The sequence below is a fragment of the Enterobacter sp. E1 genome (assembly GCF_016809815.1).
Classification (GTDB): Bacteria; Pseudomonadota; Gammaproteobacteria; order Enterobacterales; family Enterobacteriaceae; genus Enterobacter; species Enterobacter adelaidei.
In genome coordinates this window covers 55,311-68,563 of record NZ_JAFBJM010000001.1, presented here as the reverse complement: position 1 = coordinate 68,563, position 13,253 = coordinate 55,311, and the positions used below count along the sequence as shown (strand labels likewise).

The 13,253-nt window shown below is 54.2% G+C and carries 14 protein-coding genes; 1 reads left to right on the top strand and 13 read right to left on the bottom strand.

The features are described from left to right. Window positions 1-502: 502 nt before the first annotated feature. The 10 genes from nth to blr all read right to left on the bottom strand — a co-directional run bounded on the left by nth (window position 503) and on the right by blr (window position 7,859). Window positions 503-1,138, bottom strand: a complete 636-nt coding sequence (gene nth, locus JGF26_RS00325) for an endonuclease III (protein WP_049006313.1) — start codon at window positions 1,136-1,138, stop codon at window positions 503-505. Further along, window positions 1,135-1,821, bottom strand: coding sequence for an electron transport complex subunit E (locus JGF26_RS00320; protein WP_028017309.1), 687 nt, complete (start codon window positions 1,819-1,821; stop codon window positions 1,135-1,137). Before JGF26_RS00320 ends, nth begins: the two co-directional genes overlap by 4 nt. A gap of 2 nt (window positions 1,822-1,823) precedes the next feature. Then, window positions 1,824-2,444: an electron transport complex subunit RsxG gene (gene rsxG, locus JGF26_RS00315; protein WP_028017310.1), complete on the bottom strand. Its 621-nt coding sequence runs from the start codon at window positions 2,442-2,444 to the stop codon at window positions 1,824-1,826. Between the two features lie 10 nt (window positions 2,445-2,454). Beyond that, window positions 2,455-3,507, bottom strand: a complete 1,053-nt coding sequence (gene rsxD, locus JGF26_RS00310; protein WP_028017311.1) for an electron transport complex subunit RsxD — start codon at window positions 3,505-3,507, stop codon at window positions 2,455-2,457. Further along, the gene (gene rsxC, locus JGF26_RS00305) at window positions 3,508-5,529 is read right to left on the bottom strand and encodes an electron transport complex subunit RsxC (RefSeq protein WP_134707596.1); all 2,022 of its coding nucleotides are present in this window, start codon (window positions 5,527-5,529) and stop codon (window positions 3,508-3,510) included. Next, the gene (gene rsxB, locus JGF26_RS00300; protein WP_028017313.1) at window positions 5,522-6,100 is read right to left on the bottom strand and encodes an electron transport complex subunit RsxB; all 579 of its coding nucleotides are present in this window, start codon (window positions 6,098-6,100) and stop codon (window positions 5,522-5,524) included. Before rsxB ends, rsxC begins: the two co-directional genes overlap by 8 nt. Then, complete coding sequence (gene rsxA, locus JGF26_RS00295; RefSeq protein WP_008500564.1) at window positions 6,100-6,681, bottom strand: electron transport complex subunit RsxA; 582 nt, start codon at window positions 6,679-6,681, stop codon at window positions 6,100-6,102. The genes rsxB and rsxA overlap by 1 nt, the downstream gene beginning before the upstream one ends. A 76-nt stretch (window positions 6,682-6,757) precedes the next feature. Then, window positions 6,758-7,198, bottom strand: a complete 441-nt coding sequence (locus tag JGF26_RS00290; RefSeq protein ID WP_023311379.1) for a DUF2569 domain-containing protein — start codon at window positions 7,196-7,198, stop codon at window positions 6,758-6,760. A gap of 86 nt (window positions 7,199-7,284) precedes the next feature. Beyond that, window positions 7,285-7,500, bottom strand: coding sequence for a transcription modulator YdgT (gene ydgT, locus JGF26_RS00285; RefSeq protein WP_006174966.1), 216 nt, complete (start codon window positions 7,498-7,500; stop codon window positions 7,285-7,287). A 233-nt stretch (window positions 7,501-7,733) separates the two neighbouring features. After that, window positions 7,734-7,859, bottom strand: a complete 126-nt coding sequence (blr, locus tag JGF26_RS00280) for a division septum protein Blr (RefSeq protein ID WP_168112406.1) — start codon at window positions 7,857-7,859, stop codon at window positions 7,734-7,736. A gap of 243 nt (window positions 7,860-8,102) precedes the next feature. On the opposite strand from blr, the gene JGF26_RS00275 reads away from it, so the two are divergent. Further along, a complete protein-coding gene (locus JGF26_RS00275; protein WP_134707597.1) occupies window positions 8,103-9,143 on the top strand; it encodes an oxidoreductase in 1,041 nt (346 codons plus the stop codon). Between the two features lie 54 nt (window positions 9,144-9,197). Here the strand turns inward: JGF26_RS00275 and add are convergent, their stop codons facing one another. The 3 genes from add to malX form a co-directional block, all read right to left on the bottom strand. After that, window positions 9,198-10,199: an adenosine deaminase gene (gene add, locus JGF26_RS00270; RefSeq protein WP_134707598.1), complete on the bottom strand. Its 1,002-nt coding sequence runs from the start codon at window positions 10,197-10,199 to the stop codon at window positions 9,198-9,200. 96 nt (window positions 10,200-10,295) lie between these two features. Then, window positions 10,296-11,468 (bottom strand): MalY/PatB family protein, encoded by a 1,173-nt coding sequence (locus JGF26_RS00265; protein ID WP_134707599.1) that lies wholly within the window; start codon window positions 11,466-11,468, stop codon window positions 10,296-10,298. Between the two features lie 49 nt (window positions 11,469-11,517). Next, complete coding sequence (gene malX, locus JGF26_RS00260; protein ID WP_134707600.1) at window positions 11,518-13,110, bottom strand: maltose/glucose-specific PTS transporter subunit IIBC; 1,593 nt, start codon at window positions 13,108-13,110, stop codon at window positions 11,518-11,520. Window positions 13,111-13,253: the final 143 nt, after the last annotated feature.

Genomic DNA, 13,253 nt, shown 5'->3' with positions numbered 1-13,253 from the left:
GAAACGGCGGGTAATGTTCACTATCCTGCTCCATCTGGCAATACGTTTGTAATAATCTGTTACATATATCTTGGGTGGTATAATCGTCGGTTTATATAAATGTTATTCAGCGTTAAATTTCATGCAATGAGTAAAGGTAGTTTTTTCGACTGGTAATGACCGGTCATGATTAGGTTTTGGCGATATGTTCTGCTATTTGCCGCCTGGTGCAGTGATATAGCCCATATTCTGAAAAATAGCTGGTCTTATCTACGGTGATGGGAGAGGTGTGTCTTGTCAGATAAAGGGTTTAGGCCGATTTTGACAACAAAAAATCAACATGAAGTTATCAGGGTGATCGCGATCACAGATATATAGAAATTTTTGGATATAAAAAAACTATTAACCTGTTTGAGCGTTAAATGGCCGAACAAGTAACAAGCCAGGGTAAGCAACAGGCGGACAAATAACGGCCAAAAGAAGCGCGTTTGGTAGCCCTTCTTTTAGCGGGGGAATTAGCAGATCAGGGATACACTTTTTCTTTGTATTCGCAGAGATCTTCAATGATGCAGGAGCCGCAGCGAGGCTTACGGGCAATGCAGGTATAACGCCCGTGCAGAATCAGCCAGTGGTGGCAGTCAACCTTAAATTCGGCAGGAACCACTTTGAGCAGTTTCTCCTCAACCTGCTCGACATTTTTGCCGGGTGCGAAGTTGGTGCGGTTAGATACGCGGAAGATATGCGTGTCGACAGCGATAGTCGGCCAGCCAAATGCCGTATTTAGCACAACGTTCGCGGTTTTTCGACCTACACCGGGTAACGCCTCAAGCGCCGCGCGATCTTCCGGCACTTCGCCACCGTGCTGTTCCAGCAGGATCCGGCAGGTCTTAATCACGTTCTCCGCTTTGCTGTTAAACAGGCCGATGGTTTTGATATAAGACTTCACGCCTTCCACGCCCAGTTCCAGCATGGCCTTCGGCGTATTGGCAACAGGATAGAGCAGGGCGGTGGCTTTATTGACGCTTACATCGGTAGCTTGTGCAGAGAGCAGCACGGCGATCAGCAGCTCAAACGGGGAGTTAAAGTTCAACTCTGTCGTCGGGTGTGGGTTCTCGTCCCTCAGACGAGTCAGGATCGCAATGCGCTTTTCTTTATTCATGAGGCCTTCTCGGGTATCCCTTCCTGGACGCTGCGCTCTGCCGCGCGGCGCTTACGTTTCTCATCAATCAGGTATTTTATCGCCAGCATCATGCCGAGGCCAATAAATGCGCCTGGCGGCAGCATGGCCAGCAGAAATGGCGTATCGGTGTGGAACACTTCAATGCGCAGCGCCCTGGCCCAGCCGCCCAGCAGCGCGTCTGCACCGTCAAACAGCGTACCGTTGCCGAGGATCTCGCGTATTGAGCCCAGCACAAACATGGCTCCCGTGGCGCCCATACCAATCGAAAAACCATCCAGCGCCGACATGGCAGGACTGTTTTTCACCGCGAAGGCTTCCGCGCGTCCAACCACGATACAGTTGGTGACGATAAGCGGAATAAAGATGCCCAACGACTGATACAGACCGAATGCGTAAGCGTTAATCAGCATCTGGACGATACTCACGACCGAGGCAATGATCATGACGTAAATCGGAATACGGATTTCCGGCGGCGTCCAGCGGCGCAGGGCTGAGATGGAGAGGTTGGTCAGGGTCAGTACCAGCGTGGTCGCCAGACCCAGACCAAGCGCGTTGGTGGCGGTGGAGGTGACCGCCAGCAGTGGACACATTCCCAGAAGCTGTACCAGCGCGGAGTTGTTCTTCCACAACCCCTGGACAATAACTTCTTTTACCTGGCTCATGATTACTCCTCACAGGCCGGAAGATTGTTGATGTGAGCGGGCAGCGTTTCAGCATACAGCCCGGCTCGTTTTACGGCGTTAACCACGGCGCGTGGGGTGATGGTCGCCCCGGTGAACTGGTCGAACTCACCGCCATCTTTCTTCACCGCAAAGGCAGTATCTCCTTCGCCATGAATCACTTTACCGGCAAAATGCAAAATCCAGTCGCTCAGACGGGTTTCAATTTTATCGCCAAGACCAGGCGTCTCATGATGTTCCGTTACGCGGGTGCCCAGTATCGTACCGGAGAAATCGCTGCCAACGAGCAGTTGAATGGCACCGGAATAGCCATCGGGGGCTGTCGCTTCCATCACCGCGCCCACCGGTTTATCCCCTTTACGGGCGATAAAGACGCGATGTGCGCCTTTGCCTAACTGCGGCGCCTGGACGATGAAACAGCTTTGCTGCAGGTCATTATCGTAGAAATCAGACGGGATCACCTGATCGAACAGCGCTTTTTGCTGCTTCGAAGCCTGTTCTTCGATGGTCGTTTTGGTCAACGAATTCACCAGTGCCGTCAGCCCAGTCAGGACCGCGGCGAAGACAGCCAGCGTAACGCCGTGTTTTTGCATTGTTTTCAACATGGCGAAACCCTTAACGATGTCCGTACACGCGCGGACGCGTGTAATAGTCGATGAGCGGAACGGTAATGTTGGCGAGCAGGACGGCAAATGCCACACCATCCGGATAGCCACCAAAGCTGCGGATCAACCATACCAGCAACCCAGCCAGCGCACCGAAGATCAAGCGGCCACGGTTGGTCGTTGACGCGGTAACCGGATCCGTCAGGATAAAGAATGCGCCTAACATGGTCGCGCCGGAGAGCAAATGCAACTGCGGGCTGGCCAGTGACTCGGGGGAGAACACCCAGCCCAGCGTGGCACAAACCGCCAGCGTCACGAGGAAGCTGACCGGGATATGCCAGCGGATGGCTTTTTGTTGCAGCAGGAACAGACCGCCAAGCAGATACGCCAGGTTAACCCACTGCCAGCCTGCGCCTGCCAGCACGCCACTGTAGATGGCTGATTTCATAATCTGTTCAACGCTGTGGCCCGCGTGCAGGGACGTTTTAAACGTATCGAGAGGCGTCGCCTGGCTGATACCATCCACGCCCATACGCAGCGTGTTCATATCAGCGCCGAGTGCGGTATGGCCGGTAAAGATCACGTGCAGGGCATCCATAAAGCCCGGAACCGTTGCCGCAATCTCATGCGGTGGCAACCAGCTTGTCATCTGTACCGGGAAGGAGATCAGCAGCACCACGTAGCCGATCATTGCCGGGTTAAACGGGTTATGACCGAGCCCACCATACAGTTGTTTGGCAATTATCACTGCGAAGACGGTACCGAGTACCACCATCCACCATGGGGCAAACGGTGGAATACTGATGGCCAGCAGCAGGCCGGTCAGTAGCGCGGAGTTGTCGGCAAGGATGCGGGAAACTACCATCTTGCGCAGTTTAAGCACCAGGGCTTCAGCGGCTAAGGCGCTGACACAGCCCAGGACTATCTGGAACAGGGTTCCCCAGCCGAAAAACCAGCACTGAACGGCAATGCCCGGCAGCGCGGCCAGGCAGACCAGCATCATAATGCGCGATGTCTGGCGCTGGTTGTGGGTGTAAGGGGAACTTGCGATTCTGAAAACCATTTAATCCTCGTTAACTGCTTGCTGTGCGGCTTTCTTCGCCTGAACGCGCGCGATGGCAGCGGCGACGGCAGCTTTGCGCGGGTCGTCATTTGCGGCCTGCGGTTGCTCTTCCTGTTGCGCCGCTTTACGGGCTTTAGCGCGTGCAATTGCTGCTTCAACAGCGGCTTTGCGCGGGTCGACCGGCATTTCGGGTTCGGTTGTCTGCGTCTGTTGTGCTGTCTTACGGGCTTTGGCACGGGCTATTGCCGCTTCGACGGCAGCTTTGCGCGGGTCCACCGCCTCTTTCTCGACTACCACGTTTTGCTCACCGGCTTTTCGGGCTTTGGCGCGGGCAATTGCCGCTTCAACGGCGGCTTTCCGTGGATCAACCTCAACTTCAGCCTGAGCTGTTTGCGCTTTTTCAGCCTGACGGGCGCGAGCCGCTGCTTTACGCGCTTCTCGGGCGGCAATCGCTTCGCTATTATCCGGTTTCTCACCCGCCGGGATCACCACGGTTTGGGCTGCGGTCGCTTTTTTCTCGCGAACGCGCGCCAGTGCCGCGTTAATGGCATCCTGATCTTTCTCGCCTGGCTGAACAGCAGCCTGCTTATGGCGCTCCTGACGAGCCGCTTTTTCGCGCTCCAGTCGAGCCTGGCGCGCTTCAAAGCGGGCTTTTGCTTCGGCTGCACGTTTTTCTTCCATTGAGATGGCATAAATTTCAGCCTTCTCCTGGCGGAAATACTGCACCAGTGGAATGTTACTTGGGCAAACCCAGGCGCAGGCTCCGCATTCAATACAGTCAGCCAGATTATGGGCTTGTGCTTTGTCGTGCAGTTGGCCTTTACTGTACCAGTACAACTGCTGCGGAAGCAGGTCCGCCGGGCAAGCGTCGGCACAGGCACTACAGCGGATACAACCTTTCTCCTCCTGCTCTTCGCCCATTTCGATTGGGGAAGGCGCAAGCAGGCAGTTCGTGATTTTGACCACCGGGACATCCAGCCACGGCAGGGTAAAGCCCATCAGTGGGCCGCCCATGATCACCATCTGGTCGCTGCCAGGGCAAAACTCAGCCTGTTCCAGCAGGTGACGAACCGGCGTTCCCAGTCGCGCCCAGACGTTCCCCGGACGCGAGACAGACTCTCCGGTCAGCGTTACCACGCGCTCGGTCAACGGCTCGCCGTCAATCACCGCGCGCTTCACCGCATAGGCGGTCCCGACGTTTTGCATCAGCACACCGATATCTGAGGAGCGTCCACCGTGTGGCACTTGTTTACCGGTAAGAATCTGCGTCAGCTGTTTTGCGCCACCAGAAGGGTACTTGGTTGGAATGACGCGCAGGGCGATATCATGGCTACCGGCCAGTACGGCGCGCAGCATTGAGATGGCCTGTGGTTTATTGTCTTCAATTCCAATCAGTACTTCTTTCGGCTGCAGAATGTGCGCGAGAATGCGGATACCTTCCACCACCTGGGCGGCGCAATCCTGCATCAGACGATCGTCTGCGGTAATATACGGCTCGCATTCAGCGGCATTGATAATCAGCGTCTGTATTTTATCGCCACCGCCACGCAGTTTGACACCGGTAGGGAAGCCTGCGCCGCCCAGTCCGGCAACACCGAACTGATGAATACGCTCGATGAGCGCGTCGCGACTCCGGTTGCGGTAGTCGCCCCAGCCGTCACGCTCGATCCAGCGATCTTCACCGTCGGCTTCAATAATGACGCTGAGTTCTGAAAGTGCTGACGGGTGAGCCACCGTATGCGGGGCAATCGCCACCACTTTACCGGACGTTGGCGCGTGTACAGGCAGCATTCGTCCCCGGCCAAAGGTCAGCGGCTGGCCGCGAAGAACCGTATCGCCTTCTTTCACACACAGCTCGCCCTCCGCGCCAATATGCTGCTTGAGCGGCATAACGTAGCGCGTCGCCAGCGGAATTTGACGCAGTGGGGTGCCGTTGGACTGGGTTTTCATCTCCGGCGGATGAATACCGCCGTCAAAGTCCCAGATCTTCTCTTTTCTGAAAGCAGAAAATAACTTAAGCATGTTGTTCCACAGGAATGTTGCGAACCGGAATGGTTTGAAGATCCCACTTCCAGCTTTCGGTAGTCGTTTCAACCGGGCGCAGTTCAATACATTGCGTCGGGCATGGCGCTACGCAGAGGTTGCAGCCAGTACACAGATCAGCGACGACGGTGTGCATGGCGCGGGTTGCGCCAACGATGGCATCTACAGGGCAGGCCTGAATACATTTGGTACAGCCGATGCAGTTCGCTTCGTCGATCACAGCAAGGGCGCGAACCGGCTCCTGGACGTCTGCATCGCCATCAATCGGCTGCGGGTCAACGTTCAGCAGAGCCGCAATTTTCAGCATTACCGCCTCACCACCCGGTGCACAGCGGTTAATTTTTTCACCCTGAATCCCTACCGCTTCGGCATAGGGGCGGCAACCGGGATAGCCACACTGTCCACATTGGCTTTGTGGAAGAAGCTCATCAATTTTTTCAACAACAGGATCGTCCTCTACCGCAAAACGGCGGGAGGCGTAACCCAGGATAAGGCCAAACACCAACCCCAGGACGCTGATAGAGGCGATGGCAATCCAGATAGCATTCATTACAACTTCACCAGACCACTAAAGCCCATAAAGGCCAGAGACATTAAACCTGCGGTCACCAGCGCAATCGCGTTACCGCGAAACGGCGCAGGGATATCTGCTGCGGCGAGGCGCTCACGAATAGAGGCGAACAGCACCATCACCAGAGAAAAACCGACGGCCGCAGAAAAACCATACAGTGCCGATTGCATAAAGTTATGCCCAAGGTTGATGTTCAGCAGCGCTACGCCGAGCACGGCGCAGTTGGTGGTAATCAACGGCAGGAAAATCCCCAGCAGGCGATAGAGCGCCGGACTGGTTTTGCGTACCACCATTTCGGTAAATTGCACAACCACTGCAATAACCAGAATAAAGGCCAGCGTACGGAGATAGGTTAACCCCAACGGGATAAGGATCCAGGTATCAATCCACCACGCGCAAATAGACGCCAGCGTCATGACAAAGGTGGTCGCCAGCCCCATGCCCATTGCAGTTTCCAGTTTTTTGGAAACGCCCATAAATGGACATAGGCCAAGGAACTTCACCAGGACGAAGTTGTTAACCAGCACTGTGCCGACAAAGAGCAGTAAGTAATCGGTCATTATTTAGCCTGAAATAAAAAAGCCGCCTATTATCGGATAAACCAACGCAGGCGACAACAGGTTATCTGTAAGGTTATTACGGGTTCACAAAGGTGTTTTTCACCCGTGTCGAACGCTTAAAATAGGGCACCAGCAGCGCAGCGGCCAGTAAAGGGAAAAGTAGCTGGCGGACGGCCAGGGCGTCAGAAACCGGCGAAAAAGCAAAAGCTTTTACCGCCAGAAGGACCGAAATCAGCAGCCAGATAATGTAATGCTTAGGCACACTTTTACGGCGCTTAAAGAAAGCGATGGTCAGCCACAGCGTGTAGTACCACATCCCTATCGCGAAAACGAACGATACAAACCACATCGCAATATTAAGCACACTTTGCGACATCAGCGTCTGGATGGCATGCGGGGTAATCAGTGCGGTGGTATAAAGCAGCAGCGCAAGTGATGCGCTTAATAAGGCAACCAGCAGCCATGCCAGTGGGGCGATTAACCAGCCTCCAATGCGTTCTCCAGGCGTTGCGGTCATAAACTCTCCCATAATCTGCGCGAAATGTTGTACAGCCAGTTTGCAGGGCGGAGAGTATATAACATTTCGCGCTGATGGCTACTTTCTTATAAAACGTAACGCCAGACAGACTTAGGCACTTCACCCACATTGAACAAACGGCCTCCGGAGACCAGTTCCGCACGGCGATGGTCAGCGGCACGATACATGTTGATGATTTCCTGATTATCCGACAGGGTGTAGTTCAGATGGTCAAACAGTTTTTCCAGGCTTTCAAGCGAATTGATCTTGCGAAATTTTAATAAATAGTCCTGAACTGTCATATTAATAATTTTCCATATAAAAGTGAGTAATACCAGTTAAGGTAATTCGTTCGAATAATAAACGGATTAATAAAGACGTAAACAGCCCACTCAGGTAATGCGACTAAATTAGGAGTTTTCTTTGCTGAAAGTTTCAGGCATCAAATGATGCCTGGAAGAGAAGGTTAACCGTGTTCACCAGGGCTGGCAATACGTAACTGACATATTGTGTCACTCTTTATTGCAGTAACCGGTTACTTAGGTTGGGCGACTGTGACAGGCTCCGGCGGCTGGTAGTTATCGATATGGCTGGCAACGCCAAGCAAAATGACCGATACCCCAAGAACAATCCATCCCGCTAATTCAATGATTCGATTAATAATTGACGTCATGATTCGTAGTTGTAATTTATCCATAAATACAGGGAGCAGATGTTACAGCGGCGTTTCCCCGGCGGCAAGTGCTTTGGGAACGGTTCCCTTAAACAAAATCAGGTGGTTAATACTATGTAACAAAAACAACCCATACAACCTGCTATTTTAAGTCATATGGCACATTATTAATCTGTAGTAATGCCAGGCTAGCCAGTGTGAAATAAGAACGCCATAAAAGAGGATGACACAATGAGTGATAATATCCGCGTCGGGCTTATTGGTTATGGATATGCAGGAAAAACGTTTCATGCGCCTTTGATCGCCGGGACGCCCGGAATGGCGCTGGCTGCCGTATCCAGTAGTGATGCAACTAAAGTCCATGCCGACTGGCCTTCCGTGCCGGTTGTCTCTGAACCTAGACATCTTTTCAACGATCCGAATATTGATTTAATTATCATCCCCACGCCAAACGACACGCACTTTCCGCTGGCAAAGGCGGCGCTGGAAGCCGGCAAGCACGTGGTCGTTGATAAACCGTTTACCGTGACGTTGTCACAAGCACGCGAGCTTGATGCGCTAGCAAAGAGCCTGGGCAGGTTACTTTCGGTATTCCATAACCGTCGCTGGGACAGCGATTTTTTGACCGTAAAAAGGCTTCTCAGCGAAGGTACGTTGGGGGAGATCCTCTTTTTTGAATCGCATTTTGACCGTTTTCGCCCGCAGGTACGAAACCGCTGGCGCGAGCAGGCCGGTCCGGGCAGCGGCATCTGGTACGATCTGGCCCCGCATCTTCTGGATCAGGCCGTGAATCTGTTTGGCCTGCCGGTGAGTATGACGGTCGATCTGGCACAGCTCAGGCCTGGCGCGCAGACAACGGATTATTTCCATGCGGTTTTGAGTTACCCACTGCGTCGAATTGTGCTCCACGGGACGATGGTGGCGGCCGCAGAATCCGCGCGTTATATCATTCACGGTACGCGCGGTAGCTATGTGAAGTTTGGTCTCGACCCGCAGGAAGATCGCTTAAAAAACGGAGAACGTTTGCCGCAGGAAGACTGGGGCTATGATATGCGAGACGGTGTCGTGACGCGGGTTGAAGGTGAGGAGCTGGTGGAGGAAACCTTGCTGACTATTCCTGGCAACTACCCGGCTTATTATGCAGCTATCCGCGATGCGCTGAACGGAACGGGGGAGAATCCGGTTCCGGCAAGCCAGGCCATTCAGATTATGGAGCTGATTGAGCTGGGCATCGAATCGGCCAAACATCGCGCCACGCTCTGTCTGGCATAAGGTACAGGTATTTTGTAGGCCGGGTAAGGCGCAGCCGCCACCCGGCAAAAAGGCTTACGCGGATGCCACCTTATCCCGCAGCGCCTGCTTCTCTTCAGGCGTCAGGAAGGCGATCTCCAGGCCGTTGATCTGCGCCTGACGAATTTGCTCGCGGCTCAGACCCGCCTGAGGCGCAGCAATGTTGTATTCGTGAATAATATCCACCCCCTGAACCGCCGGATCGTCAGTGTTCAGTGAGGCCAGCACACCGTGCTCAAGGAACGTTTTCAGCGGGTGCTGTGCCAGCGTTGCCACGGTGCTGGTCTGAATATTAGACGTCAGGCAAGACTCAATTCCGATGCGCTGTTCCGCCAGGAAATCCATCAGAGCGCGATCTTCTACCGCTTTTACGCCGTGGCCGATACGCTCGGCGCCCAGCTCGCGGATGGCCTGCCAGATGCTTTCCGGACCTGCCGCTTCACCTGCATGAACGGTAATGTGCCACCCGGCGTCACGCGCGCGGTTGAAATGGGACAGGAACAGACTGCCCGGGAAGCCCAGCTCATCACCGGCGAGGTCGACCGCAGTGATGGCATCGCGATGCGCCAGCAGCGCTTCCAGTTCCTGCAGGCAGGCTGCCTCACCGAACGTACGGCTCATGATGCCAATCAGACGGGCCTGGACATCAAACGTTTTACAGCCTTCGCGGACGCCTTCAATGACGGCTTCCACTACGCCTGCAACGGGCAGGTTGTGGGTCATCGCCATATAGCCTGGCGAGAAACGCAGTTCGACGTAATGCAGACCGTTACGGGCGGCATCTTCGATGTTCTCGAACGCCACGCGGCGGCAGGCATCCAGCGAGGCCAGCATCTTCACGCCCCAGTCGAGTTTACTCAGGAAGCTGACCAGGTCAGGTTCATTGGAGGTGACCTGAACATGAGGGATCAAGGACTCAAGTGTCTGAGCAGGAAGCGTTAAATTGAACTGGCGGCCAAGATCGAGGATGGTTTGGGCACGAATGTTACCGTCAAGGTGACGATGAATATCAGTTAATGGCAGGCGTGTATCAATCATGGTCGCACTCTTTTCTGGTTAAAGTGCGCCATATTATAAAAACAAAACGAGGTAAAAAGCTATTTGCGCAATGGAATATTCCGTTGCGCAAATGAATTACAGTAGCGTGTTAATCCCGGCGATAAGGCGTTGAACCCCTTGTTCCAGCTTGCTGCGCGGGCAGCCAGCATTCAGGCGCACGAAGCCATTTCCCTCTTTGCCGTAGGTATTTCCTGGCATGATGGCGACTTTTTGCTTCTCGATCAGCACTTTTTGCAGCGCCCGGTCGTCAATGTTCAGTGGGCGCAGGTCAATCCAGGCCAGATAGGTCGCTTCTGGCGGCTGCCAGTTCAGTTTCGGAAAAGCGCTGTTTATTTCCTGCGCGATATACGACAAATTTTCTTCCAGATAACGCCGCAAGGCATCCAGCCACGGCTCTCCCTGCTGATAGGCGGCGATATGTGCCGTCAGTGCCAGCACGGAAGGGGAAGAGAGTCCGTCCCGGCCTTTCAACGCGCTAAGATAACCGTTACGGCTTTCTTCATCACCAATCAGGCCGTAAGCGCCGGTCAACGCCGGAATATTGAAACTTTTCGAACCGGAGGTGAGAAGCGCCCATTTGCCCCGTGCTACCGCGTTCCACGGCGTGTGACGACGATCTCCCCACACCATGTCCATATGTATTTCATCGCTGATCACCGCCACGTCATAGCGTGCGCACAGTTCCGCCATGTGGGTCAACTCATCCCGCGTCCAGACCTTGCCGGTCGGGTTTTGCGGGCTGCACAGCAGCAAAATTTTGTTTTCAGATTTTGCAAGGGCCGCTTCCAGCGCAGCCATATTTCCCTGCCAGCCTGCGGCATGCTTTTCCATCTCGACGGGCACCACCTGACGAGCATTGCCTTCAATGGCTTTGTAAAACGCATCGTATGCCGGGGTGTGTACCACCACGCCGTCGCCGGGGTTTGACCAGAGACGAATCAATTCAGAGACCATATAAATGACGGAAGGACCATAAACGACGGTTTCCGTATCAATCTGGCTGTTAAACCGCTGCTGGAACCAGTGCGCGACGGCTGCCAGGAACTCCTCGTTCTTCCAGCGGCTATAGCCAAACACGCCGTGATGAATGCGCTGTTGCAGCGCATCGGTAATGCAGGGGGCGGTGGCGAAATCCATATCCGAGATAGTGAAGGGCAGCAAATCGGCCGCGCCAAAACGGTCGGCGACGTAATCCCACTGTGTACACCAGGTGCCGTGACGATCCACGACGGTAGAAAAATCAAACATGACGTACGTCCTTAAAGTAAAACCCCCTCATGGTGAGGGGGCTGAGGCATCAGGCTTCGACAGTTCGCATCAGGGTCGCCAGCTCATCTTTCACTGACTGTACCTGTGGGCCGATAACCACCTGCAAATTGTGCTGATTTAGTTGCACCACGCCGATGGCCCGGTTGGCTTTCAGGGCGTTGGTGTCTACTTTCGACATATCCGCCACTGACAGACGCAGACGGGTAATGCAGTTATCCAGAGAGGTGATGTTATCCGCACCGCCCAGCGCCGCCAGAATAGCAGGGGTGTTATAGCCGGATTTACCCACGGTCCCGGCAACAGCCTGCTCAACATTGCTCGCTGTATCGGTATCACGACCTGGCGTTTTCAGATTAAAGCGGGTGATGGCGAAGCGGAAGATACCGTAATACACCGCGAACCAGATAGCCGCCACGACCGGCACCAGATACCACTTGGTGGACAGGCCGTGCAGAATACCGAACACCACGAAGTCGATCACGTTGCCGTCGGTGTTGCCGATGGTAACGCCCAGTACCGCCATCACGGTAAAGCCCAGACCGGTCAGCACGGCGTGGATGAGATACAGTACCGGTGCGACGAACAGGAACAGGAATTCGATTGGCTCAGTGGTACCGCCTACCACGCAGGCGATCACGCCGGAAATCAGCAGGCCTTTAATTTTATGACGATTCTCCGGGCGTGCACAGTGGTACATTGCCAGCGCAGCGCCAGGAAGGCCGCCGAGGAAGGCAGGCATTTTCCCCTGAGACAGGAAGCGGGTTGCGCTTTCGGAGAAGCCGTGCGTAGTTGGGCAGCTTAACTGTGCCTGGAAGATAGTCAGTGCACCGCTCACATCGTGACCGCACACCTCCATGGTACCACCCGCTTCGGTGAAGCGAATCAGAGCCACGAGGATATGTTGCAGGCCAAACGGCAGCAGCAGGCGTTCACCGGTACCGAAGATCATCGGTCCAAAATCTCCCGCGCCGTTAATGATGCGCCCAATGCCGTTGATACCCATCGCAAAGACTGGCCAGATCAGCGGAATGATCAAACCAAACAGACCCATTACCACCAGGGTAATAATCGGCACAAAGCGGGTACCACCGAAGAACGCCAGCGCATCCGGCAGACGGATATTGTGGAAGCGTTCGTGCAACATCCAGATGATCACCCCGGCGATCACCGCACCGAGGATCCCGGTATCAATAGACTGGATACCAATCACGCTCTGAATGTTGTTGGCTTTCAGCACCACAGCGTCGGTGGTAGGCAGAATACCTTTCGCGGTCAGCCAGAAGTTAACGGCCAGGTTCATCACCGCGTAACCCACAAAACCGGCAAACGCGGCCACGCCTTTATTCTCGCGCGCCAGACCCAGCGGGATAGCAATACAGAACATCACGGGCAGGAAACTGAAGGCAAAGGAGCCGACCTTACTCATCCAGATAAAGATCGCCTGCAGCACTGGCGCGCCGAGGAACGGGATCAGCGTGATGACATCTTTACTGCTGAGTGAACTGCCGATCCCGAGCATGATCCCGCAGAACGAGAGGAGTGCCACGGGCAGCATAAAGGTTTTACCCAGTTGCTGGAAAAACTCCCACAGCGATATTTTTTGTGCTGCTTTCGCCGTCATAAAACGACTCCTTTATTGTTAAAATCAGTTTATCTGCTTCAATGCTGCGAGAAGATAAAACGTTTTATCAAAGTTTAGTGCGCGCTAAATCACATTCTCAGGCTTTGACTGGTAGTATAAAGATAACGTATTGATAAAACGTT